This is a genomic window from Mesorhizobium sp. Pch-S (genome assembly GCF_004136315.1).
Classification (GTDB): Bacteria; Pseudomonadota; Alphaproteobacteria; order Rhizobiales; family Rhizobiaceae; genus Mesorhizobium.
In genome coordinates this window covers 3,737,280-3,763,278 of the sequence record NZ_CP029562.1, presented here as the reverse complement: position 1 = coordinate 3,763,278, position 25,999 = coordinate 3,737,280, and the positions used below count along the sequence as shown (strand labels likewise).

The following is a 25,999-nucleotide window of genomic DNA, read 5'->3' as shown; positions in this document are numbered from 1 at the left end:
AATCCGGGCGGCGCGGGGCCGCCCGGACAATCATCAGCAAATTACTTGACGTTGGCGCCGACCGCCGAGTCCCAGTTCTTGGTGATCGCTTCCTTGGCGGCACCCTGCTCGTCCAGCGTCGGGAACACAGCCTTTTCGTAGGCAGCGGCCGGCGGCAGCTTGTCGAGCAGTTCCTGCGGGATCTTGCCGTTCTTGGCGAGATCATTGAAGCGGATCGGGTGGCAATAGCCCTTGAGCCAGCCGATCTGGCCTTCGTCGGAATAGAGGTGTTCCATCCACAGCTTGGCAGCGTTCGGATGCGGTGCGTAGGCGCTGATCGCCTGCACGTAGACACCGGCAACGACGCCCTTGGCCGGGATCACGATCTCGGTCGGCGGGTTGCCGTTCAGCGTGTCGCGACCCGACAGGTTGTTGTAGTCCCAGTTGATCAGGATCGGCGTCTGGCCCTGGGCCAGCGTCGCCGGCTTGCCGATGACCGGAACGAAGTTGCCGGCAGCGTTGAGCTTCTTGAAGAACTCGAGGCCAGCTTCGCCGGCGGCCTTGCCGGCAGCAGCGCCGGAAGCGAGACCGGCTGCGTGAACCGCTTGGATCGCCTGGTTGGAAGCGCGCGGATCACCGGCCAGCGCAACCGAGTTGGCGTATTCCGGCTTCAGCAGATCGTCCCAGTCGGCCGGGATGTTCTTGACCAGGTCCTTGTTCACCATGAAGGACAGGACGCCGTAATAGTCGCCGTACCAGAAGCCTTCGGCATCCTTGGCGCTGTCAGGGATCGAGTCCCAGGTCGAGACCTTGTATGGCTGAATCAGACCGTCCTTCTTGGCGGACGGACCGAAGGAGAGGCCGACGTCGATGACGTCAGGTGCCTGCGGACCCTTGTTGTCCTTGTTGGCCTTGATCGCCTCGATCTCATCGCCCGAACCAGCATCGGGGTTGAGTTCGTTGACCTTGATTTCCGGATACTTGGCCTTGAAGGCGTCGATGACGGCGCCGTAACCGCACCAGTCGTGCGGCAGCGCGATCGTGGTGAGCTGACCTTCGGCCTTGGCCGCGGCAACGAGCTCAGCTGAAGGCTCGGCTGACGAAATCGCCGTCGTGACCATCAGGGCCACTGCCGTAAGGGAAAGCACTTTTCCCGTGAATCTGAACATTTGTCTCTCCGTTGAACTGCGCCGTGGGACGCCAGCAACTGGCTGGTATCCTCGATATATGACAGTCCGATGAAGGCGGACCGCCCCCGCGCCCCGAAGGGCTGGAAAAAGTTAACTACAACTGCCGGACACCCGCAATCGGGTGCCCAATCATTTTCCGGCTAAACTTTCTGGCGCCTCCTCCCAGCCCTTTCGTTCCCCTTGCTTTTCTTATTTTTCGCAAGCTTGCGAAAGACAGTCGCACCTGTCTCGCGCGTCTCTTATACCGTTCCCGACAAAGAGTTTTCCAGCAGCGACAGCGCCGCCTTCTTGGTCAGCTTAACAGGATTGCCGCCGGCGGTCGGGTCGACGATCGCCATATCGGCGATCAGCGCCTTGCGCTTCTTGTCCATGTCCAGCCCCTTGATCAGGCCACCGAGCGTATGGGGAACCTTGAGTTCCTTGCGCAACTTGATGATGGCCTTGGCGAAGCCGTCGAAGCCGCCCTTGATGCCGCAATAGGCGGCCAGACGCTCGATCTTGCCCTCGATGGCATCGCGGTTGAAGGCAAGCACATAAGGCATGAAGACAGCGTTGGTCATGCCGTGGTGGGTATCGTAGAGCGCGCCGATCGGATGCGACAGCGAGTGGATCGCGCCCAGCCCCTTCTGGAAAGCGGTGGCGCCCATGGCAGCCGCGCTCATCATGTGCGCGCGGGCGGTCAGGTCCTTGCCGTTGGCATAGGCCTTGGGCAGGTTCTCGAACACCAGCCGCACGCCCTCAACCGCAATGCCGTCGGCCATCGGATGATAGCCAGGTGCGCAATAGGCCTCCAGACAATGGGCGAGCGCGTCCATGCCGGTTCCGGCGGTGATGAAGGCTGGCATGCCGACCGACAGCGCAGGATCGGCAATGACGATGCCCGGCAACATCTTCGGATGGAAGATCACCTTCTTGGTATGGCTCTCCTCGTGGGTGATGACGCCAGCGCGACCGACTTCCGAGCCTGTGCCAGCAGTGGTCGGCACGGCAACGATCGGCACGATGGCGTCGGAGTTCGCCCGCGTCCACCAGTCGCCAATATCCTCGAAATCCCAGACTGGGCGGGTCTGGCCAGCCTGGAAGGCGATCAGCTTGGCAAGGTCGAGTGCCGAGCCGCCTCCGAAGGCGATGACGCCGTCATGCTTGCCCTTCTTGAACGCCGCGATGCCGGCCGTGAGGTTGGACTCGATCGGGTTCGGCTTCACTTCCGAAAAGACGGCGTAGGGAACTTTCGCCTCATCGAGGATCTTGAGCGTGGAAGCGACAACCGGCAATTTGGCGAGCCCCGGATCGGTGACGAACAGCGGCTTCTTGATGCCGGTCGCAGCCAGCGCATCCGGCAATTCCGAGATCCGGCCCGCGCCGAAACGCACGGTGGTGGGGTAGTTCCATTTCGAGACGAGTTTGGACATGTGTTGTTTGCCTGTTGGATGAATTCAAGTGGTGAATGTGTTGGCGACGCGTCGCGAGAGCCTCATGTACGGTATCCAGATCACCGAAAAGACCACGCTGCGGAGGAGTTCTATTGTCGTCTGCTCATCCAGCAGCGGCTGATTGGTTGCCTCCATGAGATCGCCGAAAAGGACCTGCGTCCCGATCAGATCGAGGACGATGAAGGCCAGGCCTCCGGCAGCCCATAGGACGAACAGGCGTTGAAAGGAGGCGCTCTTCCGGAACAGCAGCACCAGCAGGATGACGGGCAGCACGATCAGGACAACGATGTTGCCGACAAACTCCAGCACCAGGAAAGCCGACAGACTGCCTGGCAGCCGCTGCATCGACGCCAGCAGCCCTCCGTAACCTGCCAGATGAAATACGCCGCGCAGCGGTGTTACCAGCAGTCCGATGATCGGCAGGATCAGCCAACCGCCCAGACCGACAGGACCGTCCTGAAGAGGACGGTTCAAGTCCCCTCGGGGGTTCCCGGCGATCGGGTTCGGATTTGGCCCTTCCTGGCTCATACCTTCTCGCGCAAATGGTAGCTCTTCGGCCGGGTCAGGTTGTCATAGCCGATCTGCGACAGTGCCGCGCCCTTGCCGGTGTCCTTGACGCCGGTCCACACCAGCGCCGGATCGAGATAGTCGCAACGGTTCATGAAGACGGTGCCGGTCTCGACGCGATCGCCGATGGCGACGGCACGGTCGGTGTCGGCTGTCCAGATCGAGGCCGTCAGCCCATAGGGGCTGTCGTTCATCAATGCGATCGCTTCCTCATCGTTGCGCACCTTCATGATGCCGACGATAGGGCCGAAGCTCTCCTCGCGCATCACGCTCATCTGGTGATCGACGTTGGTAAGGACCTCGGCCGGCAGATAAGGAGACCCGGCCTTGTCCGCAGCGTCCTTGGTGTTCATGTGCGCGGTTGCACCCTTGCGCAATGCCTCGGCCTTCTGCTCGCGAATGAAGTCGGCAAAACGCGCCTGCGCCATCGGCCCCATCGTGGTCGTCTGGTCGAGCGGATTGCCCAGCACATAGCTTTTGGTCTCTGCGATGAAGCCCTCGACGAAATCGTCATAGACCTTCTCGTGCACATAGACGCGTTCGATGCCGCAGCAGCATTGGCCCGAATTGAAGAAGGCGCCTTCGACGAGATTGGCGACCGCGTGGTCGAGCTTGGCGTCCGGCAGCACATAGGCCGGGTCCTTGCCGCCGAGTTCGAGACCAAGCGTCATGAAGGTGCCCGCCGCCGCCTTCTCGATGGCGCGCCCGCCGGCGACCGAGCCGGTGAAGTTGACATGGTCGATCTTGCCGGAGCCCAGCAGCTTCTCGGTCTGCGCATGGTTGAGCACGATGTTCTGGAAGACATGTTTCGGCAGTCCGGCAGCCTCGAAAGCCTTGGCGAAACGCTCGCCGACAAGCAAGGTCTGCGCGGCGTGCTTGAGGATGACGGTGGAACCAGCAATGAGCGCCGGCACGATGGTGTTGACCGATGTAAGATAGGGATAGTTCCACGGCGCGATCACCATGACAACGCCGAGCGGATCCTTCTTCACGTAGCGGCGGAAACCGTCCTTCGGATTGGAGGCGGGCACCGGCGCCAGCGCGCGCTCGGCGATCTCGACCATGTACTGCGTGCGTTCCTTGACGCCGCCGAACTCGCCGCCATAGCGCACCGGACGACCCATCTGCCAGGCCAGTTCCGGCACGATCTCGTCTGCCATGCCGACCAGCGCTTCCAGCATCTTCAGCATGTATTTGGCACGCTCCGCCACCGGCAGCCGCGCCCAGTCGGCCTGCGCGGTGCGGGCACGCTCGACAGCAGCGTTGATGGCCTGGTCCGTCGCGACCGGCCGTTCGACATAGATCGAGCCGTCGATGGGGGATGTGAGCTTGACCGTCTCGGTCATATCGATGTCCTTCATATCAAAAATGGTTCGCCGCTTCTTTCTCAGAGAGCCAGCGAACGGGATAAGCCGAGCAGCAGCGTCTATACGAAATGCCTTTTGTCAAACAGCCCTGCCCGGCCCCATGCGGATCGCCTTGCCGTAACCGGGGAGGCAATCAATACCGTTCGAAGCCGCGATGCAGCTCCCAATCGGTGATGCGGCGATCGTATTCGAACTGTTCCCAGCGGGCGGTGTGCACATAGTGCTCGATCACGTCCTCGCCGAAGGCTGCCTTCAGCATCTTCGACTTGGCCATGGTCTCCGTCGCCTCGCGCAGGGTCTTCGGAATCTCCGGCAGACGCGAGGCCTGGTAGGCGTCACCGACGAACGGTTTCTGCAATTCCAGCTTCTCATCTATACCGGCAAGGCCAGCCGCGATCAGTGCCGCGAAAGCGAGGTAGGGATTGAGGTCTGCACCACCGATGCGGCATTCCATCCGGATGCCCTTGGTGCCTTCGCCGCACAGGCGGAAGCCGGCGGTGCGGTTGTCTTCCGACCACATGATCTTGGTCGGCGCGAAGGTGCCGGACTGGAAGCGCTTGTAGGAATTGATGTAGGGCGCCAGGAACCAGGTGAATTCCTTGGCATATTTGAGCTGTCCGGCCGACCAGGCCTGGCCGAGTGCCGACAGTGTCCACGGACCCTTCTTGTCATAGAACAGCGGTGTCTTGCCGTCTGCGCTCCACAGCGAATTGTGGATATGGCTGGAATTGCCGGCCAGGCCGTAATTGTACTTGGCCATGAAGGTGATCGCCTTGCCTTCTGAGTCGGCGATTTCCTTGGCGCCGTTCTTCAGGATGACATGGCGATCGGCCATCTCCAGCGCCTCGGCGTAGCGCACGTTGATCTCTTCCTGGCCCGGACCCCATTCGCCCTTGGAGTTCTCGATCGGAATGCCGGCGGCCTGCATCTCGTTGCGCAGGCGGCGCATGATGCCTTCTTCCTTGGTCGTGATGCCGATCTGGTAATCGCCGATATAGGGCGATGCCGTGTCGATACCTTGCCAGTGCTTCTTGCGGGCAGCGTCATAGCTCTCGCTGAACAGATAGAATTCGAGCTCCGATGCGAAATAGCCGATATAGCCACGCTCGCTCAGCCGCTTCACCTGCTTGCGCAGAATGGCGCGCGGTGAATGGGCAAGGTCCTCATGGCTGTGATGATCGAGCAGGTCGCATAACACCAGCGCCGTCTTCTCGAGCCAGGGTATCTGCCTCAGCGTCGCCAGGTCGGGCTTCATGACGAAGTCGCCATACCCTTTCGACCAGCTCGCGGCCTTGTAGCCGGGCACAGGCTCCATATCGATGTCGTCCGCCAGCAGATAGTTGCAGCCATGCGTTTCGTCATGCGCGGAATCGACGAAATACTGCGCCAGGAAACGCTTGCCGACGAGTCGGCCCTGCATGTCGACGGCGCAGGCGAGAACGGTGTCGATCTCCCCGGCCTGGACCGCCTTCTTCAACTGATCGAACGAAAGGTTGCCTGCCATTCTTAGAGCACTCCGGCTTCAATTTATCTGGAACGTATTTGCGGAAGGCGACCGTGGCCGGGAGAAACCGGCCACGGTCATAGCTGTCGGGCTCAGTGAGCCCCGCCGGTCTCGCCGACCGCGCGTTCGGCGGCAGCGATTTCGGCGGCGCGCTTCGCCACCTCGTCACCAATGGGCGGTCCCTGGAAGCGACGGGCCTCGAAGCCGAACCAGACGATAGCGGTCACGACCAGGAAGCCGACGGTGATGTACAGCGCCCAGTCGTTGGGCGGCTGCACGCCGATGACGAAGATCAGGATCATGGCGATGATCGAGAGCACGGCGAACAGTTTGAAGACGCCTTCGCCGAGGTTCCAGGGCCCCATCACATTCCACTTCGACGTACCCCAGGCGAAGAGGCCGAGCGCGATCGGAATGGTGAAGGAGAAGAAGAGGAAGATGACGGTACAGGCCACGACGATGGTATAGACCGGCGTGTCGCCAATCGAGACCAGCGACGAGAACCAGACGAACAACACCGCCAGGATCGATCCGGTCCAGATGGCGGCTACCGGCGTACGGTAGGTCGGGCTGACCTTGGACAGCGCCTTCGAACCTGGCAGGCCGCCGTCACGCGAGAAGGCGAAGATCATGCGCGATACAGAAGTCACCGTCGCCAGGCCACACAGCCACTGCGCGAGCAGGATGGCGAGATAGAGGATGTCCTTGACCACGGGGTTGACGCGTTCGTTCATCGCCCAGAAGAACACGTTCCAGCCCTGCTTCGCCGCATCTTCCATGTTCGGGAGCATCAGCACGAAGGAACACAGCATGATGTAGCCGAACGCGGCAGACCAAAGCACCGAACTCACCATGGCGCGTGGCACCGAATGGGCCGCCTTCAACGTCTCTTCTGACGTATGCGCAGACGCGTCGTAGCCGGTGATGGTATAGATCGGCAGCAGCAGACCGAGCAGGAAGACCCACATCGTCGAGTTCTGCGGCCAGACATTGCCGCCGATTTCGCCCGAATAATTGGCGAAGGTTAACAGCCGGGCGATGTCATAGCTGGGCGCAGCCGCCAGGCAGACGATCGAAAGCGCGATTGCCGTGGCGAAGATCAGGTAACCCGAGAAATCGGTGAGTTTGGCCGTAAGACCAATGCCCATGTGGTTCACCAGCGCCTGCGCGCCCGTGATGATCGCAAGGAAGATGATGCGCGTTGTGGTCGTATCCTCGAGACCGAAATAGGGTGTACCGAAAGAACCCATGAAGAAGTAGTAGGTGCCGACATTGATGGCCCCGAGCACGGTGACCAGGCCGAGCAGGTTGAACCAGGCGGTCAACCAGCCGGTGAAGCGGTTGCCGAGGATCGAACCCCAGTGATAGAGGCCGCCGGCCGTCGGATAGGCCGAACTGATCTGCGCCATCGCCACCGCGAACACCAGCGACACGAAACAGCCGAGCGGCCAGCCGATGCCGATGGCGGCGCCACCGGCGCCAGACGTTGCCTGCGCCAGCGAATTGATACCGCCGGACAGGATGCAGATGATGGAAAAAGAGACGGCGAAGTTGGAGAACTGGCTCATTCTCCTTTCGAGTTCCTGGGCGTAGCCCATGGAATGGAGGACTTTGACGTCCTCGCTCTTGTCGTGTTCAGAGTAACCAGGCGCTGCCATAAGAGTGTTCCCTTATTTATACTTTCAGATGGTGCCTTCGATCGTTTGTACGGATTTCAAGGGCGGCGGCTTCGGCAGCCGCGCCGGTTCGAGGCCGGTGAAGATGCCCGCCAGCCGTTCTCCCCATTTTTTCTGTCCGGCTTGATCCCGGATCTCATCGTTGCGGATTTCGATCATCGCGCACAACAGGCCACGCGAGCGCGCGTGCCGCTCCAGCGTGAAGTAGACGCGGTCTGCCGGCGAATATGGCTGGTTGGCACCGACGGTGAAGCCGCCTTGCTGCTCCAACGCCGCAATCAGCGGCGCCGACAGCCGCGTGTCCTCGTCGTGGATGATGCCGATATGCCAGGGCCGGTCGATGCCTTTATAGACCGGCGTGAAGGAATGCACCGACACCAGCCGTGTCTCCAGCCCACGCTCTGTACGCGCCTCGATCAGGTCTTCGATCGCCTGGTGAAAAGGTTTCCAGCAGCGATCGATGCGCGCCTGGCGCGCATCCGCTGACAGGTTCTCGTTGCCGGGAATGACGGTCGTTTCGCTCACCGGAGGAATCAGATCCGGCGCACCGAGAGGCCGATTGCAGTCCAGCACCAGTCGCGAGAGGCAGGTTTCGATCAGAGGCGCATCGAGCCGCTCGCTCAAGATCTGCGCCACCGGCAACGCACCGGGATCCCAAGCAATGTGGCGAGCAAGGTCGGAAGCCGGAAGACCAAGCGTGCCGAATTCGGCAGGAAGAAGGTTCGAAGCGTGGTCGCAGGTGAAGACAAAGGCACCCGCACCGTCCGGGTTGGTAACCCTTACGGAATCCGCGCCTTGGTGCCTTTTATGGCTTGTCCTCTCCATCCGATCCGCCGTCCCCGGGAACGTATCGTATGTTACGTATTTTGTTTCATTGCGCTCCCATGAATGATTTCATACACTTTGTTCGTCTTTGTCAAACGCCTTTTCCGAAAAGCGTGGGGGATACCGGGTTGGGAACACAGACGACGACCACATCCATTGCGGAACTCATCGCGGACCGCATCGATTCCATGCCGGCAGGTGAACGCCGCGCCGCCCAGACGCTGGTTGCCAACTATCCCGTCATTGGCCTGAAGACAGTGGCGGACTTCTCCCAGCAGGCTGGCGTCTCCTCACCGACAATCCTGCGTTTCGTTGCCCGACTGGGCTTTCAGAACTACCCGGAATTCCAGTCTGCCCTGCAGGACGAACTTGCCGCGCAGTTGCAGTCGCCTGCCTCGCGTACGACCACGGCCCCCAGCCGAAGCGACGCAGCATCGCCGATGATCGAGGCCACCCTCGACAATCTGCGCGAGACCTTTCGCCACCTCTCGGACAAGCAGTTGAACGAGATCGCGGAAAAGATGGCCGACCACCGCGGCCACATGTTCCTGATCGGCGGACGCTTCACCGATCCGCTGGCGCGTTACATGGCCGCTCACCTTGCCATCATCCGTCCCAACGTCTTCCACCTTGTCGGCCAGGAAAGCATGTGGCGGGACCGCCTGATCGACATGGGCAAGCGCGACGTGCTGGTGATCTTCGACATCCGCCGCTATCAGGACAGCCTGATCCGCTTCGCCGAGAAAGCGCATCAGCGCGGCGTGCAGATCGTGCTGTTCACGGACCAGTGGCTTTCACCCATTGCCCGCTTCGCCCGCCACGTCATTGCCGGGCGTACGGCCGTCCCCTCTCCCTGGGACTCCTCCGCCGCGCTCTTCGTGGTCGCCGAGACGTTGATCGGTGCAGTTACCCGCCAGATGGAGCCGGACAGCGCGCGGCGTATTCGCGAAATGGAGGGCCTTCGCTAGAGCATTTTGTAACGCCAAGTGGAATCACTTGGCGTTACAAAAATGCGAAGAAACAAAACCTTAGAGCGTTTCCGCGTTTCCGTGAAAAACGGAAACGCTCTAGACCCGGCAAACAGCCTAGCGAAGCAAACGGCCCTCGATCGACCAGCGCGCGGCGAGGAAATTCAGCACCGCCGCCACGATGATGCCGGCGATCTTGGCTGGCCAGACGCCGGTCCATCCGGACAGTCCGATGATGAACGCGCTGGAGACGCCAAGCGAGATCAAAGCGCCCAGCGAGATGAAACGGAAGATGGAATGGCTGAGCGGGATCGAGCGGTCGCGCTCGAACGACCAGAAACGGTTGGCCACGAAAGAGAACGCGACGGCGACAAGCCAGGCGCCGACATTGGCGGCCAATGGCGGGAGTGCAAGCCAGAGCAACACGGTGAAGGCCACGAGATCGATTGCCGTATTCGCGAGACCGACAACGGCGAAACGGATCATCTTGCTACCGAGCGAACGGCCTGGCTCGCTGCTCACGACAGGCCACCCCGCACGCCAGCATCATTCGCCGCAAGAAATGCGCCGAAGGTGTCCGAGGCCAGGAAAGCATATTCGACCTCGCGCACCTTCTGCATCGGGTCGCGCGACACGAGCTCCGCGTCGACATGGCCTGGATGACACATGAACACGCCGTCTTCGCGCAATGTCGAAACAGCGGCACGCAAGGTTGGCGCGAAGTCGTCTGGCCGCTTCCAGTCGTAGATGCCGGCAAGCGGCTTCATGACCAGAAATCCGGCAGCCTCCATGCTTCGGTCGAAGCCACGCGCCAGCGCCGCAATCACCGCCATCTTCATGGCTGTGACACCAACCTCGAGCGACACCGCCGGTGCGCCCCGCAGCACAGGCTTTTCAGAACCGGCAAAACGCGTCTTCAACCAGGTGCGCACCGCAGGCAGGAAATGCACATGCTGATGTCCGTCGATGAAATCCGGCGTGTGGCCGAGCGCATCGACAAAGCGGGCAAGTTGCGCATCGAGTTCGGCGTGAATGTCGCCCGTCTCGATGCGTCTTCGCCGGAACGGCGCCGCCAGCGCGCTGAGCGGCGGCAACCGTCCTTCCGACACCAGGCTGGTTCCGATCGTCAAGGCAGGCTGGTCGGTCAGTGTGAGGTGCAGTCCGACCGGAACCTGGCCGATGAAGGGGCTGATGTGCGCCGCTGCCTGCTGCCATTCCGGAAATCCGGTCATGCAGCCAGTGCCGGTGAGACGTCCCCTTTGCAACAGGTCGAGGATGGCGTCCGATACCCCGGGCGCCAGTCCGTAGTCGTCGGCGATCAGGCGGATCTGCCGTGTCACGGCTCTTTGCCATCCCTCGCGTTGCTCACCACATCGCGCACGATGTAGACTGGACGATCCTTGCTTTCGCTCAACGCCACCCAGACATACTCGCCGATGAGGCCAAGCAGTGCGAGGTTGAAGCCACCCAGCACCACGACGGCGATCAGCAGGCTCGGGAAGCCCGGCACGGCGATGCCGTAGAAAAAGACCTCGAAGAAGATCTTGAGGCCATAGATGCCCCCGGCAAGGGCCGCGGCAAGCCCGCTCAGGGTGAGGATACGCAACGGCACCACCGAGAAGGAGGCGATGCCTTCGAGCGAAAAGGCAAGCAGGTTGCCTCGGCTCCATTTGCTGGTGCCGCCGGCGCGATCTGCCGGCGTGTAGATGAGCGCCTTGTGTCGAAAGCCAGCCCAGGCATAGAGGCCCTTGTTGAAACGCCGCTTGTCGCGCAGCAGGGTAAACGCCTTTGCCACTGGCGCGCGCATCACGCGGAAGTCGCCGGCATTTTCAGGGATGTCGAAACGCTGGCTGGAATTGATCAGGCTGTAGAACAATTTGGCCAACTGGCTGCGTTTCCAGCTCGCGCCCTCGCGATTGGTGCGGGCATAGACGACATCGATATCAGGGTTTTCGACCAGTTCGGCAATGAGCTTCAGACTGACATCCAGCGAATGCTGCAGATCGGCATCCATGATCAGCACCATGTCGCCCCGTGTCCTGTCGAGACCGGCGAGAACGGCCACCTCCTTGCCGAAATTGCGGCTGAGGCGCACGATTTCCCAGTCGCCTGTCAGCGCCTTGCCGAAAAGCGCGGCACTATCGTCGGTGCTGCCGTCATCAACCAGGATCTTGCGCGTCTTGAGGCCGAAACGGCGCAGGACTTCTGCATCGAGTTCCGAGAGCAACCGCGCAAAGCCCGGCACGGAAGCCGCCTCGTTCAAAAACGGCGCAACAATGTCGAGCGTCAGCTTGGATTCAGACATGAGCCATGGTCCCCTGCCGCTTGAACTTGCCCTGCGCCACCGACCAGAACCACCACAGGATGGGCAGCGTGATCGCCGTCATCGCAACAGGGCGGAACCAGAGGCGCAAGGCCTCCTGGAGATGCGGGTTGATGCCGCTGAGACCAGTGGCAAACAAGGCGATGGCCAGAATGCCCCGCAGAATGCCGCCCTCTTCATTGTCCCAGATCACGGCCAGAGCGACGCCGGCAGGCATCGCGAGCAGGGCGAAGGTGTTGTACTCGACCCGGGGATTGAACACGCTCATGTAAAATGCGGCGGTGAGAAAAACCGCCAGACCAGCAATCCGGCGGTCGAGATAACGATCGTACCACAGCACCAGAAGCAGCGTCGGTACAGCAGCAATGATCCGGACGACGGTTGCTGCCTGGGTCGACACAGGCAGACCGAGTGTGGTGAAGGGGGCCGTGAAGTCAGCCATCTCGAAAGCAGTCGACTTGTCGACCGACATCGATGTCATCAGCGTGGCGAAGTCGCGATAGAGCTGGTTGACATAGTCGGCAGGCGCAAAGGCATAGGGGAGCGCCAGGACGAAGAGCAGCGACAAGGCGAGGATCGGGACAAGCCGCAGTCGAATTGCTCCGACCAGCAGAAAAACGATGAGGGCGGTTGGCTTGGCGACCACCGCGATTGTCGCCCACAGGAACGTCTCGGCGCGCCGCCCCTCGAGCGCCGAAAGCACCAGCAGCCAGCAGGCGCCCGCCAGCAGAATGGTCGCCTGGCCATTTCGCAGGGCGCCTGCCGTGATCGGCACCGCCAGGAAAAGCGCGTAGGAGAACATCCAGAGCCGGTTTTCAGGCTCGATCGTTCGAACCTGCCGCCAGACCGCATAGGTCAGTACGGCAAAACCCAGGATGCGCCAGAGACTATCGCCGATGACCGGGCCGAGTTTCATGAACGGCACATAGAGTACCGCGAAGGCCGGCGAGTAGAGATAGCCCATGGCGATGTCGAGATCGTAGAGCGGCTTGCCGGCAAGAAACATGTCGCTGGCAATACGGTAGGCACGCATCACCGAGCGATGATCGGGCGCCATGCCGGCCATCACGAGAATGACGACAAAGCCGCCCGTCCACAGGGCAAGACCACCCCAGTCCCAAGACTGCCTGACTTTTGCCATTGCCCAACATTGCCCAGTGCCGGCGACTTCCCGCAATCGGAAGCCGCTTCGAACTCGGCGCGGGCATATCATGGCGTGGGCTGTGCGGTACAGTCCACGCGCCGATGTCCCGCGCTGGCGAGTCCAGAGACGGCGTGTCTAGGCGGTCAACATTGCCGCAGGATTGCGATCAGGGCCGGATGAAGACCTTGCCATTGGGTTTCGCAAGCTCGGCCGGAACACGTTCCATCGCCTCCGCCAGCGGCACCACGGCAGTCACGTCGGTGGACCAGCGCCCGTCGGAAAAGCGCCGCTGCACCTCGATCGCCGCCGGACCGCGACGATCCTTGTGCTTGCGCATCCACTCGGTCAGCCAGAAGCCTTCCACCTGCTTGTGCTGGAAGATCAGCTGGCCAGGCTCGCGGATCAGCGTGTCCGAAGGATCGAGCCGCCCATAGATGATCCAGCGCGAACGCTTCGGCATGGCGTCGAACACCAGCGAGGCGAGCGGGCCGGTGACGGCGTCGAGGAAGATGCGCGGTTGCTCGGCTTTCATGACCTCGCGCAGCGTCCTGGCGAAATCCGGCGCTTTCTCGTTGAGCACATGCGCCGCGCCCAATTCCTTCAGCGGCGCGATCTGGTCGTCGCGGCGCACCGTCACGATCGGGTGGTAGTCGTCCTCCTTTGCGAGCCCGATGATCAGCTTGCAGAGCTGGCTGGCGCCGGCAGTCATGACAAAGGCCTTGTGCCCTTCATCCTTGACGAGGCCGTACATGGCGATCGCAGTCAGCGGATTGACGATCATTGCCGCGGCATCCTCATCGCGGACACTGTCGATCAGCGGGATGCAGGCGAGCGCTTCGGCCAGCGCATAGTCGGCCCAGGCGCCCCAGTTGGTGAGACCGGTGGCGAAGGCAATCCGCTTGCCGACAAGGCTCTGCGCATAGCTGTCCTCGCCTGCCGCGACCACGGTGCCGACGCCCTCGAAACCGGCGGGCTGGCCTTGCGAGCGGGGCTGGCCATAAAGCCCCTTCACGAACATCACGTCGGAAGGATTGATCGACGCCAGACTCACCTTGATGAGCACCTGCGTTGCGCCCGGCACCGGCACGCCAATGGTGCCTGATCGCACATAGGGCTCCATTGCTTCCAGCACACTGCCACTCGGTTCACGCGCATATCCGTCGCCGACCAGAAGAAGTGCCTGCATTTCGGAGGGAATGGTCATGGCTGCATTCCTTGGCTGAGGTTACGGTTTGAGGATCAGCTTGCCGGAAGCGCCACGCCCCAGCACGCGTTTCAGGACATTGGCCGCGTCGGCCAATGGATAAATGCCTTCGATCACCGGCTTGACCTTGCCTGCAAGATACCAGCTGACCAGCTCGCGCATGTTGTCGGCATAGGCCTGTGGTTCCTTGACGGTGAAATCGCCCCAATAGACGCCGACGACCGAGAACCCCTTCACCAATGTCAGGTTGACCGCCAGCTTGGGAATGGTTCCGGAGGCGAAGCCGATGACCAGCAGTCGTCCGTTCCAGCCCATCGCACGTGCCAGCGCTTCGAACGCGTCACCGCCGACGGGATCGAAGCCGACATCGACCCCCTTGCCGCCGGTGATTTCCTTGAGCGCATCCTTCAGATTGTCGTAGCCGATAGCGATGTCGGCACCGGCCTGAAGGGCAATACGCTGCTTTTCGGGCGAAGACGCCACGCCGATGACCTTGGCGCCCATCGCCTTGCCGATCTGCACGGCAGCGACGCCGGTGGCACCGGCCGCACCCAGCACGCAAAGCGTCTCGCCCGGCATCAGCCGGGCGCGCTGCTTCAGGGCATGATGAGACGTGCCATAGCCGCAGATGAGCGCGCAGGCATCCGCGGCGTCCATCGCATCAGGCAGCTTCATGGTCATCGCTTCGGAAACGGCCACCTTTTCGGCATAGCCATTGATGACGGTGAGCGCGGCGACCCTGTCGCCAACCCGAAGCCCCGTCACTTTCGGACCGATGGCAGCAACCCGTCCCGCCACCTCCATGCCCGGCACGAACGGCGTCGGCGGCTTCATCTGATAGAGGCCCTGGACCAGCAGTCCGTCCGGATAGTTGACGCCGATGGCCTCGGCTTCAACAACCACGGCATCGCCCTTCGCTTCGGGCTCCGGCCAGTCGCCGTAGAGGAGCTGGTCAAGCGGCGCGAAGGCGCGGGCAATGATGGCTTTCATGCTCTTCTCCCCACTTGCGCGCTGAACCAACCCTAGAGCTTTTCCTGCGTATATTTCTTCAGTTCTTCGCGCGCGACCTGGCGACGGTGCACGGCATCAGGTCCGTCGGCCAGCCGCAACGTACGAAGATGCGTCCAGCTGCGCGCAAGGGGGGTGTCCTGGCTGATGCCTTGCGCGCCATGCATCTGTACCGCCTCGTCGACCACCTTCAGCGCGACCCGCGGCGCGATCACCTTGATCTGGCTGATCCAGGGCGCGGCGGCGCGTGCGTCACCCTGATCGATCATCCAGGCTGCCTTGAGGCAGAGCAGCCTGGCCATTTCGATCTCCATGCGGCACTCGGCGATGATATCGAAATTGGCGCCGAGCCTTGCCAGCGGCTGGCCGAACGCCTCGCGACGCATCGATCGCCTGGACAGAAGCTCCAGTGCCATCTCGGCCTGGCCGATGGCGCGCATGCAGTGGTGGATGCGGCCAGGCCCCAGCCGGCCCTGTGCGATCTCGAAGCCCCTGCCCTCACCGAGGATCATGTTGGCGGCCGGCACCCGCACATTGTCGAAGCGCAGATGCATGTGCCCATGCGGGGCATCGTCGTCGCCATAGACCTGCATGGCGCGTACCCTGGTGACACCCTTGCTGTCCGCGGGCACCAGGATCATCGAATGCTGTTTGTGTTTGGGCTCGCCGTCGCCCCCGGTCTTCACCATGACGATGTAGATGGCGCAGCGCGGATCACCGGCACCGGAAGCCCACCATTTTTCGCCGTTCAGCACATAGTCGCCACCGTCGTGTTCGCAGCGCATGGAAATGTTGGTGGCATCGGAGGACGCCACATCCGGCTCCGTCATCAGGTAGGCGGAGCGGATCTTGCCGTCGAGCAGCGGAGCCAGCCAGTTGTCCTTATGTACCTGCGAGCCATAGCGCTCCAGCACTTCCATGTTGCCGGTGTCGGGTGCCGAGCAATTGAAGGTCTCCGCACCGAGATGCGCCTTGCCCATCTCTTCGGCGAGATAGGCGTATTCAACCGTGGTGAGTCCGTAACCGCGCTCCGAACCGGTCAGCCAGAAATTCCACAGGCCGCGCTCGCGCGCCCTGGATTTCAACCCGTCCAGAATCTCGGTCTGGCGTCTCGAATAAATCCAGCGATCGCCCGCCTTTCCGACTTCGGCCAGGAATTCCTCATCGAGCGGCATCACCTCGTCGCGCACCATTGCGGCGACCTGGGCGTGGATTGGCTTCAGCCGCTCCGTCATGCCGAGATTCATGTCGGCCATCACAGGCTCCCTTCTCCAGAGCGTTTCCACTTCTTCTCGGAAACACGGAAACTGCCAATTTTCGCGGTCATGCGCTGACACCCAATCCGCGCGCGGTGAAATCGACGACCTGTGCCACGATCACCTCGATATCGTGCTCGCTTTCGCCAGGACGCGGTGTGTACCAGAACAGCGGCGAATTCAGCGAGACGAACATCAGCTGTTCGGTGACGCGCGGATCATCGAAACGCATGTCGCCGGCTTCGCGCGCAGCGACGATCACCTGCCGGAAAATCGCACCATAATCGTTGCGGTATTGCATCAGCCGCGCGAACTCCTCACGCTGTTCCGGCGTGGTTGCGCCGCGCAGGTAGAGTTCGACGCCTTCCCAGACGACACGCTGGTAGGGCCGGGTCACGATCATCTGACGCGTGTGTACTGTCGCCATGCGCCGCCAACGCTCAACCGCCAGCCCGGCAACGTCGCGCACCGGCTCGATCGCCGCATAATTCATCTCCATACCGGCGCGAAAGACGTCGGCAAAGAGGTCTCCCTTCGACGGATAGTGGTGATAGATGCGCCCCTTGGTCGAACCGAGGCTGCGCGCGACATCGTCGATGGAGCTTGCCGCGTAACCCTTCGCCATGAAACAGGCGGCAGCGGCATCGAGGATCGCGGCGCGGGAGCCGTCGGCGACGCTCATGCCGCCGACGGCTCTGGCCTCCTCTTCCCGCTCCGCCAAGTGCGGTCTCGCTGCCATTGCCCCTCGATTTTTGCCGGCTTTACAAGGCTCGAAGTTCAACATACTACTCGGTATGTTGTCAATCCAGGGACGATCGGGACGCGATCCGGACAAGAAGACTGCAGGAGGACCGATGAGCTATCTCGATGAACTGTTCTCGGTGGCCGGCAAGACGGCGCTGGTAACGGGAGCCGCGACCGGCATCGGCCGCATGGCCGCTACCGCCCTTGTGCAGGGCGGCGCCACGGTGATGATCGCCTCCCGCAAGGGTGACGACTGCATCAAGGTCGCGGACGAACTGAATGCCCTCGGCGCATCCGGTCGCGCAGAAGGCTTCGCCGGCGATGTCTCCTCCGAAGCCGGCATTGACGCCTTGGTCGAAGCGGTGAAAGCGCGCACCGACCAGCTCAACATCCTGATCAACAATGCCGGCATCTCCTGGGGTGCACCGCTGGAGAGCTTCCCCTATCAGGCCTGGGCCAAGGTGTTCGGCGTCAACGTCACCGCCGTGTTCCATCTGACGCGCGAGTTGCTGCCGCTGATGGAGAAGGCGGCAACCGATGCCGACCCCGCGCGCGTCATCAATCTCGGTTCGGTCATGGGAACGCAGCCGCTGGCGGACGACGCCTACTCCTATACGGCTTCCAAAGGCGCCGTTCACCACCTGACCCGCACGCTGGCGATAGAACTTGCCGCCCGGCGCATCACCGTCAACGCCTTTGCCCCCGGACCGTTCCAGAGCCGCATGACAGCCTTTGCCACCGGCACGGAGGAACAGGCCAGGCATGTCGGCGGCCATGTTCCCATCGGCCGCATCGGGCAGCCGGATGACATTGGCGGCGCCACGCTCTATTTGTGCAGCCGGGCTGGCAGCTATGTCACCGGCGCGATCCTGCCGATCGATGGCGGTCAATCGGTGCAGCACGGCCTGACCCTGTTCAAGGAATGAAGCCGCGACGGCGCCAGGAGATATCCGTGCAACCCATCAGCCTCGAAGTATTGCTCGCCAATGTCGGCAAGGAAGTCGGCCTCTCGCCCTGGCGCGTGGTGACGCAGACCATGATAGACCAGTTCGCCGACGCGACCGACGATCATCAGTTCATTCATTGCGATCCGGAGCGTGCCGCTGCGGAAGCGCCGTTCGGCGGCACCATCGCACACGGGTTCCTCACCCTGTCGCTGCTCTCGGCCATGACGTTCGAAACCCTGCCGCCGCTTGCAAAGGGCAAGATGGGTGTCAATCACGGCTTCGACGAAGTGCGGTTCCTGGCCCCGGTCAAGACCGGCGCCCGCATTCGTACCCGTTTCGTGCTGGCTGACGTCAAGGCACGGCCGTCCGGCTGGGTACAGACTGCACATGACGTGACCATCGAGATCGAAGGCTCGCTGAAGCCCGCGCTCACCGCGCGCTGGCTGACACTGACCTTCGTGGAGCCCGAAGCGCAGGACGCATGACCGACCCGAACACGCTCGATGCCACACTGCTTGCTCCCTATCTGGAGCAGAAAATTCATGGCTTCTCAAAGCTGCAGTCGATCGAGAAGTTCAAATCGGGCCAGTCCAATCCAACCTATCTGCTGACCGCGGCAAGCGGTCGTTATGTGCTGCGAGCCAAGCCGCCCGGGCAGTTGCTGAAATCGGCGCACCAGGTCGACCGCGAGTTCCGCGTCATGCAGGCATTGGCCGAAACAGATGTTCCGGTGCCCCGCATGCTGCATCTGTCCGACGAAGATTCGCCGATCGGACGCATGTTCTACGTCATGACCTTTGTCGACGGCCGGATCTTCTGGGATCCGGCCCTGCCCGAGGCCTCGAGTGGGCAAGAACGGGTGGCGATCTATGACGCGATGAACGCCACGCTGGCGGCGCTCCACAATGTCGACATCGAGATGGTCGGTCTCGCCGACTACGGCAAGCCCGGAAACTATTTCGAACGGCAGCTCGGGCGCTGGGCGAGCCAATATCGCGCCTCCGAAACCGAACCCAATGCCGAGATGGAAACCCTGATCATCTGGCTGGAGGCCAACAAGCCTGCCGACGACGGCCAGCTCGCTCTCGTGCATGGCGACTACCGGCTGGACAACATGATGTTTGCACAGGCGCGCGCCGATGTCATTGCGGTGCTCGACTGGGAACTGTCGACACTCGGCCATCCCTTTGCCGACATCGCTTACCAATGCATGCAGTGGCGTCTGCCGCATCAGTCCGGCTTCAAGGGGCTCGGCGGCATCGATCGCGCAGCAGCCGGACTGCCGTCGGAAGAAGACTATGTCGCCTCCTATTGCCGTCGCCGCGGCCTGGACGGCATCGACAACTGGACATTCCTGCTTGCCTTCTCCTTCTTCCGGCTCGCGGCGATCTGTCAGGGCGTCTACAAACGCGCCCTGGACGGCAACGCTTCCAATCCGGCCAAGGCGAAGATCTATGCCGATGCGGTCAAGCTGCTTGCCCATCTTGCCATACAACTGATCGAAAAAGGAAAATGACCATGGGCCGTTTCGACGGAGCGACGGTGCTCATCACGGGCGCCACTGGCGGCCTCGGTCAAGGTGCGGCCAAAGGCTTCGCCGCCGAAGGCGCCCGGCTGATCCTCTCCGACCTCGACGGCGACGCGCTGCAGAACCTTGCTGGGAGCCTCGACGCTGAAACGGCAACGCTGGCCGGCAACGTAGCCGACGAAACGCTCTCGGAAGCCTTGGTGAAGCTTGCCGTCGAACGGTTCGGCAGGCTCGACGTCGCCGTCAACAATGCCGGCGTCGCGCAGAGCTTCGTGCGGCTGCCGCAGGTTCCTTCGGATGAGGCGCGCCGCATCCTGGAAATCGACCTGCTCGGCGTGTTCTACGCCATGAAATACCAGATCCCGCAGATGGAGCGGCAATTCAAGGCGGGTGGCAAAGGCGGTGCGATCGTCAACATTGCATCTGTGGCAGGACTGGTCGGAGCACCGAAGCTTTCAGTCTATGCCGCTGCGAAACACGGTGTCGTCGGTCTTACCAAATCGGCAGCCGCCGAATATGCCGTCAAGGGGATCAGAGTGAATGCCATATGTCCGGCGCATACGCGCACAAAAATGGTCGATGACTTCGTGAAGTTGTCAGGCGCACCGGAAACCTTGGCCCTGTCGGAACTGACGCGCGGCGTGCCGATGAAACGCGTTGGCGAGGTGCCGGAGATCATCGAGGCGATGCTTTTCGCCGCCGATCCCAAAAACACCTTCATGACCGGCCATTCTCTTGCCGTCGATGGTGGCATTGGAGCCATTTGAGTAAGGTCCTGGAAGGCAATTTCCCCAACGATATCTTGCGGATGACTGTACTGGGTATATACTGCCAAGGTGAGGGGAATGGGAGCAAAACAAAAAAAGAAAGGCAACAAGATTGCCCCAGAATGCGCAAACACGCCGTGAACAACAAAAGGCGGCATTGCGATCGGAACTCGTGGCCGCAGCTCACAAGCTGGTACAGGAGGAAGGCTACGAGGGTTTGACCATCCGAAAGCTGGCCAAGATGGTCGGCTATGCGCCAATGTCGGTCTATTCCTACTTCGCCGACAAACAGGACATCCTGTTTGCGCTGGCCGAAGATGCCTTCCAGATACTGGCCAGACGCATAGAGCAGAACGCTCCCGATGATCCGATCGATGCGTTGCGTGCGGTCATGACCGAGTATGCGGCATTCGGCCTTGGCAATCCGAATGAATACCGCACCGTCTTCATGACCGAGAAGACGAAGCTGCCTGAAGGCCGTTCGTTCGAAAAGCTCGACGAGGAAAACCCGGCGATGAAATTGCTCATCGACCGCGTCGAAGCCTGCGTCGCCGCCGGCAAGCTGAAGGGTGATCCCCACGCCATCGCCACCATGTTGTGGGCGACCGGGCACGGCACGATCTCGCTGCTGATTACTTTCCCCTTCTACCATTTCGGCGACCAGCAGGCTTTCGTGAAACGGATGTGCGAATTCGGGCTGGCAGCCCTGCAGGGCCAGGATATTCCTCCCCTTGGGGATCAGCCTCCCAAGAAGTGCTGAAGCGGCGGTCGCATGGCTCTTGACGGCACAATGAGACCGAAGTTGCGGTCAACCTCGCCGCGAGGCTTTCTGGCTTCGTGACGTTGCGGCAAGGCTGTTGCAGGCGCCTGCGACAAACCGCACCAGTCAATCATGTCCCGGCAATTTTCGGCCAGTCCTTTCAAGGGCTTGGCAAGGACATGCACGTCACGTCGACGGCGGTGCTTCAAAAATCCTCAAAAAATTTTTCGTACACGTACAATTTTCTCTTGAACTTTTGCTGGGGCGGGCATACATGTGCGATGCAACGTACATGTACGGAAATTGAATTCAGATCTCGAACCGGAGAAAGTCGATGAAAACGACAGCTCTTGCCCTCGCCGCCCTGGTTGCCCTTTCGGACGCCGCCTTCGCTGGCGAAACCGTGAAGACCCATGCCCCCACCACTCATGCCCAGACCGCCGGTAACGTCGACTATTCGTCGACCGGCTCGATCGAACAGGGCAAGACCACCAACGGCCCGCGCCTCGGCGTTGAGGGCAGCCCGTGGACCATGCCGTCCATCCGGTAAGGCATCCCCCCTCCCTTACACGCTGACGGCAAAAGGGCGGCTGGATATCCAGCCGCCCTTTTTCTTTGGATCGCGAGCACGGTTCAGCGACGGGTGATCGCCGGAACAGCAACCTATCGCTTTGGTTTGCCGGGCTTTGCCGGCGCTCCCGAAATGGATGTGTTCGTGACCGCGACCGGATCACTGGCCGGGAACGTGTCCTCCAGCCCCTCTTCCAGTTCTTCTTCGGCATCATGCCCGCTGCGCCGTTCATGCTCGAACGAGCGCACCGCATCCGTCTTTTCCGGTTTTGGCGATGCGGCGGATTTGGATGGACTGGCCATGGATACTCCCTCTGTTCGGGCAGAAAACGGCACGGCCAGCCTTTTGGTTCCTCGCCTTCGCGCGTTCGGACGAACGCCCGGCTCTATGCTGCCGCGTCGCGTGCTGCCTCGGAAAGGAAAGTAAAGACATAGTCCGAGAAGGAGCGCCAGCATTCGACGCGGAAAGCGTCTTCTGCGATGCGATAGATCACGATCTCGACCTTGCCGAAGATGGTGCGCGAACAGGCACCGACGGGGAAGATCGCCAAGCACAGGTCCTGCGGGCAACCGGCGCTGAGCGTCGCTTCCGCGCCCGGTCCGGTCACGCCGATCGCCACGTTCCTGTGCGAGACGCCAACCGCCGAGTGCAGCTGCTTGACCTTGGCGCAGTCAGCCAGCGGGTCCCCGCCGGCATCGTCGATGACCAGCCATTCGTCCGGCCCGAGCCAGAGCGCAAGGCGGCCTCCCTTCGAGGCCGAGGTCTTGGGTTTCTTCGGCAACGTCAGCCCGAGAGCCTTGGACAAGGCCGCGAGCGAGGCCTCCGGAGCGCGCAGCGAAACACGTTCGGCCGGTTCGAACGCAGTCAGCGTCACATGGGCGGCCGAGGCATTGCGCCCCGCCAATGCGGGATGGCGCTCCGCCTGCGCAATGCCGGTTTTCTGGGCAGCCTTAGCCATTGAGGCGCTCTCCCTTTTCATCGAAGAACACCATGCCGGTGACTTCCACTTCAATCACCTTGTCCGGCATCGGCACATAGAGTGTTTCACCTGTACGGTCACGTCCGCCGGCAACCAGGCCCAACGCGATCGAGCGGCCGCAATTTTCCGACCAGTAGCTCGACGTGACATGGCCGATCATCTTCATCGGGATCGGCTGGTTGGGATTGTCGACGACCTGTGCGCCTTCCTCCAGAACGATCTTTGGGTCCTTGGTCCTGAGACCGACGAGCTGCTTGCGGCCCTTGGCGACGAGGTCTGGCCGCGTCAGGCCGCGGATGCCGACGAAGTCGGTCTTCTTCTTGCCGACCGCCCAGTCGAGACCGGCGTCATTCGGCGTGACGGTGCCGTCCGTATCCTGGCCGACGATGATGTAACCCTTCTCGGCGCGCAGCACGTGCATGGCCTCGGTGCCGTAGGCCGCGGCGCCATGCTTCTGGCCCTCGGCCCAAAGGGCCTCCCAGACGGCCTGGCCGTAATCGGCCGGCACATTGACCTCGAAGCCGCGATCACCGGTGAACGACATGCGGAACAGGCGGGTCGGAACGCCGCAGATGCTGCCTTCGCGCACCGACATATGCGGCATGGCCTCGTCGGACATGTCGATGCCTTCGACCAGCGGCGCGATGATGTCGCGCGACTTCGGCCCCTGTACCGCGATCACCGCCCACTGCTCGGAAATCGAGGTCAGCCAGACGTTGAGATGCGGGAACTCGGTCTGGAGATAGTCTTCCATGTGGTTCATGACGCGGGCGGCACCACCCGTCGTCGTCGTCACGTGGAAACGGTCGGCGGCCAAGCGGCCAACCACGCCGTCGTCATAGATGAACCCGTCCTCGCGCAGCATGATGCCATAGCGGCAGCGGCCGACTTCCAGCTTCTCCCACGGATTGGTGTAGAGCAATTCCATGAACTTGGCGGCATCGGGCCCGACCACTTCGATCTTGCCCAGCGTGGACGCGTCGAAAAGACCTGCCGTCTTGCGCACCGCGACACATTCGCGGTTTACGGCCGCGTGCATGTCTTCCCCGGAGCGCGGGAAATACCAGGCGCGTTTCCATTGCCCGACATCCTCGAACACGGCGCCATGCTGTTCGGCCCAGCCATACATCGGCGTGCGGCGCGTCGGGTCGAACAATGGCCCGCGTGCATGCGAAATGATGGCGCCGAAGGTGACCGGCGTATAGGGCGCACGGAACGTGGTGAGGCCCACTTCCGGGATGGCTTTCCCCAGCATGTCGGCAGCGATCGCCAGGCCGTGCATGTTGGAGGTCTTGCCCTGGTCGGTCGCCATGCCGTTGGTGGTGAAGCGCTTGACATGTTCGATCGAGCGCATGCCTTCGCGCACCGCCTGGCGGATGTCCTTGGCGGTGACGTCGTTCTGGAAATCGACGAAGGCCTTCACCGTCGTGTCCGGGCCGGCGCCCGGAGCGGAACCCAGCATGCCGCGCGACCAGATTTCGTCGGCGTCGACCTTCGGCTTGCCAGCCTTGGCGGCCTTGCCGCCAGTCTCCTTTGCAGCCTTGGCACCCGCAGCATAGGCCTCGTCGATCGAAGCAGCGAGACCGTCGGTGCCGTTGCACGCGCCGACCGACACGCAATCCTGCGCGTAGGTTCCGGGCACGAAACGCTTGTCTTCGTTGAAGGCGACCTTGCCGCGCGATTGCGAGAACAGATGCACCGACGGCGTCCAGCCAGCCGACATCAGCAGCGCGTCGATGGCGATCGTACGCTCGCCGCCACCGTTCTTCGGCTGCACGGTCATGGACGAGACGCGCAGCTTGCCGCCGACACGTGTGACCGCGCGGCCGTCATGGATCTCGATGCCGGCGGCGCGCGCCTGGTCGATCAACGTGCCGGAAGGATTGTCGCGCAGATCGACGATGGCCGCGACATTGACGCCGGCCTTCTTCAGGTCGATCGCCGCGGCATAGGCGGAATCGTTCGCCGTATAGACACCGACATTGCGGCCGACCGCGACACCATAGTGGTTGAGATAGGTTCGCGCGGCGGATGCCAGCATCACGCCCGGACGATCATTGTCGGCAAACACCATGTGACGCTCGATCGCGCCGGTGGCGAGCACAACCCGTTTGGCGCGCACCTGCCACAGCCGCTCGCGCGGGATGTCGTGACCGGGATCAGCCAGATGGTCGCTGACGCGCTCCACCAGGCCGATGAAGTTCTGCGCGTAGTAGCCGAAAGCCGTGGTGCGTGGCAGCACCCGCACATTGCCCATGCTTTTCAGCCTGGCCACGGCGTCCTGTGCCCAGGTCCAGCCGCCCTGGCCTTCGATGCGTGCACCGCTTTCGAAACGCAGCGCACCGCCGAATTCGGCCTGCTCGTCGGCAATGATGACACGCACGCCGGTTTCCGCCGCCGCAAGCGCGGCGGCAAGTCCGGCAGCACCGCCCCCGAGCACCAGCACATCGCAATGTGCGAAGCGCGACGAATAGTGGTCGGGATCCGGCTGGTCCGGCGCCACGCCGAGGCCGGCGGCCGAGCGGATGTTCGGTTCGTAGAGGTTCTTCCAGGCCGACTTCGGCCACATGAAGGTCTTGTAGTAGAAGCCTGCCGAAAAGAAGGGCGAGGCCACGTCGTTGACCGCACCCACGTCGAAGGACAGCGATGGCCAGCGGTTCTGCGACTTGGCCGACAGCCCGTCATAGAGCTCCTGTACCGTGGCCCGCACATTGGGCGTCTTGCGGGCGCTGTCGCGAGCAATTTCCACCAGCGCGTTCGGTTCTTCCGCTCCGGCGGACAGGAAGCCACGCGGGCGGTGATATTTGAACGAGCGGCCGACCAGATGCACGCCGTTGGCGAGCAGCGCTGAAGCCAGCGTATCGCCCTCGACACCGGTATAGGCCTTGCCATCGAAACTGAAGCGGGCAGTCCTGGCAGGTATCAACCGGCCGGCATTGCTGATGCGAAAGGCGCCGCTCATTTGGAAACTCCGGGCAGCTTGGTTGGCTTCGGCTCGCCTGCCTTGTAGGTCATCACGAACTTGTCGCTGACAGTGTCGCGCACCGCGTTGAAGAAACGAGCGCAGCCGTGCACGTGCCGCCAGCGCTCGTAGATGATCCCCTTGGGGTTCGCGCGGATGAAGAAGAACTTTTCGAAATCATCGTCGCTGATGGCGGCGATATCGGTCGGGCGCGCGATATGCGCCTCGCCGGCGTTGCGGAATTCGAGTTCCGGACGCTCTTCCTCGCAATAGGGGCAGCGGATGAGAAGCATTGTC

26 protein-coding genes are annotated in these 25,999 nt (G+C 62.1%); 7 read left to right on the top strand and 19 right to left on the bottom strand.

Annotation, left to right across the window (positions count from 1 at the left end):
- Positions 1–41: 41 nt before the first annotated feature.
- The 7 genes from C1M53_RS17680 to C1M53_RS17650 form a co-directional block, all read right to left on the bottom strand.
- Positions 42–1,148, bottom strand: a complete 1,107-nt coding sequence (locus C1M53_RS17680; protein ID WP_129413425.1) for an ABC transporter substrate-binding protein — start codon at positions 1,146–1,148, stop codon at positions 42–44.
- Between the two features lie 260 nt (positions 1,149–1,408).
- The gene (locus C1M53_RS17675) at positions 1,409–2,581 is read right to left on the bottom strand and encodes an iron-containing alcohol dehydrogenase (protein ID WP_129413424.1); all 1,173 of its coding nucleotides are present in this window, start codon (positions 2,579–2,581) and stop codon (positions 1,409–1,411) included.
- A 24-nt stretch (positions 2,582–2,605) separates the two neighbouring features.
- Positions 2,606–3,130: a DUF2569 domain-containing protein gene (locus tag C1M53_RS17670; RefSeq protein ID WP_129413423.1), complete on the bottom strand. Its 525-nt coding sequence runs from the start codon at positions 3,128–3,130 to the stop codon at positions 2,606–2,608.
- Positions 3,127–4,515, bottom strand: a complete 1,389-nt coding sequence (locus C1M53_RS17665; RefSeq protein WP_129413422.1) for an aldehyde dehydrogenase family protein — start codon at positions 4,513–4,515, stop codon at positions 3,127–3,129. Before C1M53_RS17665 ends, C1M53_RS17670 begins: the two co-directional genes overlap by 4 nt.
- A gap of 154 nt (positions 4,516–4,669) precedes the next feature.
- On the bottom strand, positions 4,670–6,040 hold the full coding sequence (locus C1M53_RS17660) for a glutamine synthetase family protein (RefSeq protein ID WP_129413421.1): 1,371 nt from the start codon (positions 6,038–6,040) through the stop codon (positions 4,670–4,672).
- A gap of 92 nt (positions 6,041–6,132) precedes the next feature.
- Positions 6,133–7,698 (bottom strand): amino acid permease, encoded by a 1,566-nt coding sequence (locus C1M53_RS17655; protein WP_129413420.1) that lies wholly within the window; start codon positions 7,696–7,698, stop codon positions 6,133–6,135.
- 24 nt (positions 7,699–7,722) lie between these two features.
- The gene (locus C1M53_RS17650; RefSeq protein ID WP_129413419.1) at positions 7,723–8,541 is read right to left on the bottom strand and encodes an N-formylglutamate amidohydrolase; all 819 of its coding nucleotides are present in this window, start codon (positions 8,539–8,541) and stop codon (positions 7,723–7,725) included.
- A 128-nt stretch (positions 8,542–8,669) separates the two neighbouring features.
- On the opposite strand from C1M53_RS17650, the gene C1M53_RS17645 reads away from it, so the two are divergent.
- Positions 8,670–9,509: a MurR/RpiR family transcriptional regulator gene (locus C1M53_RS17645; RefSeq protein WP_281040903.1), complete on the top strand. Its 840-nt coding sequence runs from the start codon at positions 8,670–8,672 to the stop codon at positions 9,507–9,509.
- A 117-nt stretch (positions 9,510–9,626) separates the two neighbouring features.
- Here the strand turns inward: C1M53_RS17645 and C1M53_RS17640 are convergent, their stop codons facing one another.
- The 8 genes from C1M53_RS17640 to C1M53_RS17605 all read right to left on the bottom strand — a co-directional run bounded on the left by C1M53_RS17640 (position 9,627) and on the right by C1M53_RS17605 (position 17,183).
- A complete protein-coding gene (locus C1M53_RS17640; RefSeq protein WP_245488187.1) occupies positions 9,627–10,031 on the bottom strand; it encodes a GtrA family protein in 405 nt (134 codons plus the stop codon).
- A complete protein-coding gene (locus C1M53_RS17635) occupies positions 10,028–10,849 on the bottom strand; it encodes a ChbG/HpnK family deacetylase (RefSeq protein ID WP_129413418.1) in 822 nt (273 codons plus the stop codon). Before C1M53_RS17635 ends, C1M53_RS17640 begins: the two co-directional genes overlap by 4 nt.
- Positions 10,846–11,814, bottom strand: a complete 969-nt coding sequence (locus C1M53_RS17630) for a glycosyltransferase family 2 protein (protein WP_129413417.1) — start codon at positions 11,812–11,814, stop codon at positions 10,846–10,848. Before C1M53_RS17630 ends, C1M53_RS17635 begins: the two co-directional genes overlap by 4 nt.
- The gene (locus C1M53_RS17625; protein WP_129413416.1) at positions 11,807–12,973 is read right to left on the bottom strand and encodes a glycosyltransferase 87 family protein; all 1,167 of its coding nucleotides are present in this window, start codon (positions 12,971–12,973) and stop codon (positions 11,807–11,809) included. The genes C1M53_RS17630 and C1M53_RS17625 overlap by 8 nt, the downstream gene beginning before the upstream one ends.
- A 169-nt stretch (positions 12,974–13,142) precedes the next feature.
- Entirely contained in the window at positions 13,143–14,180 is a 1,038-nt protein-coding gene (locus C1M53_RS17620) for a zinc-binding dehydrogenase (RefSeq protein ID WP_129413415.1), read from the bottom strand.
- A 21-nt stretch (positions 14,181–14,201) separates the two neighbouring features.
- Entirely contained in the window at positions 14,202–15,170 is a 969-nt protein-coding gene (locus tag C1M53_RS17615; RefSeq protein ID WP_129413414.1) for an NADPH:quinone oxidoreductase family protein, read from the bottom strand.
- 32 nt (positions 15,171–15,202) lie between these two features.
- Entirely contained in the window at positions 15,203–16,444 is a 1,242-nt protein-coding gene (locus C1M53_RS17610; protein ID WP_129413413.1) for an acyl-CoA dehydrogenase family protein, read from the bottom strand.
- A gap of 67 nt (positions 16,445–16,511) precedes the next feature.
- A complete protein-coding gene (locus C1M53_RS17605; RefSeq protein ID WP_165358175.1) occupies positions 16,512–17,183 on the bottom strand; it encodes a TetR/AcrR family transcriptional regulator in 672 nt (223 codons plus the stop codon).
- A 115-nt stretch (positions 17,184–17,298) separates the two neighbouring features.
- Between C1M53_RS17605 and C1M53_RS17600 the strand changes: the two genes are divergently transcribed.
- From C1M53_RS17600 to C1M53_RS17575, 6 genes are all read left to right on the top strand, one after another.
- Entirely contained in the window at positions 17,299–18,114 is an 816-nt protein-coding gene (locus tag C1M53_RS17600; protein ID WP_129413411.1) for an SDR family oxidoreductase, read from the top strand.
- Entirely contained in the window at positions 18,111–18,620 is a 510-nt protein-coding gene (locus C1M53_RS17595) for a MaoC family dehydratase (protein WP_281040902.1), read from the top strand. The genes C1M53_RS17600 and C1M53_RS17595 overlap by 4 nt, the downstream gene beginning before the upstream one ends.
- A complete protein-coding gene (locus C1M53_RS17590; protein WP_129413409.1) occupies positions 18,617–19,651 on the top strand; it encodes a phosphotransferase family protein in 1,035 nt (344 codons plus the stop codon). Before C1M53_RS17595 ends, C1M53_RS17590 begins: the two co-directional genes overlap by 4 nt.
- Before the next feature lie 2 nt (positions 19,652–19,653).
- Positions 19,654–20,430, top strand: a complete 777-nt coding sequence (locus C1M53_RS17585; RefSeq protein ID WP_129413408.1) for an SDR family oxidoreductase — start codon at positions 19,654–19,656, stop codon at positions 20,428–20,430.
- A gap of 112 nt (positions 20,431–20,542) precedes the next feature.
- Positions 20,543–21,190, top strand: a complete 648-nt coding sequence (locus C1M53_RS17580; protein WP_129413407.1) for a TetR/AcrR family transcriptional regulator — start codon at positions 20,543–20,545, stop codon at positions 21,188–21,190.
- 334 nt (positions 21,191–21,524) lie between these two features.
- Complete coding sequence (locus C1M53_RS17575; protein WP_129413406.1) at positions 21,525–21,740, top strand: DUF680 domain-containing protein; 216 nt, start codon at positions 21,525–21,527, stop codon at positions 21,738–21,740.
- Positions 21,741–21,853: 113 nt separating this feature from the next.
- Here the strand turns inward: C1M53_RS17575 and C1M53_RS17570 are convergent, their stop codons facing one another.
- The 4 genes from C1M53_RS17570 to C1M53_RS17555 all read right to left on the bottom strand — a co-directional run bounded on the left by C1M53_RS17570 (position 21,854) and on the right by C1M53_RS17555 (position 25,995).
- On the bottom strand, positions 21,854–22,063 hold the full coding sequence (locus C1M53_RS17570) for a hypothetical protein (RefSeq protein WP_129413405.1): 210 nt from the start codon (positions 22,061–22,063) through the stop codon (positions 21,854–21,856).
- An 83-nt stretch (positions 22,064–22,146) separates the two neighbouring features.
- On the bottom strand, positions 22,147–22,719 hold the full coding sequence (locus tag C1M53_RS17565) for a sarcosine oxidase subunit gamma (protein WP_129413404.1): 573 nt from the start codon (positions 22,717–22,719) through the stop codon (positions 22,147–22,149).
- The gene (locus tag C1M53_RS17560; protein ID WP_129413403.1) at positions 22,712–25,702 is read right to left on the bottom strand and encodes a sarcosine oxidase subunit alpha; all 2,991 of its coding nucleotides are present in this window, start codon (positions 25,700–25,702) and stop codon (positions 22,712–22,714) included. The genes C1M53_RS17565 and C1M53_RS17560 overlap by 8 nt, the downstream gene beginning before the upstream one ends.
- On the bottom strand, positions 25,699–25,995 hold the full coding sequence (locus tag C1M53_RS17555; protein WP_129413402.1) for a sarcosine oxidase subunit delta: 297 nt from the start codon (positions 25,993–25,995) through the stop codon (positions 25,699–25,701). Before C1M53_RS17555 ends, C1M53_RS17560 begins: the two co-directional genes overlap by 4 nt.
- Between the last annotated feature and the right edge of the window lie 4 nt (positions 25,996–25,999).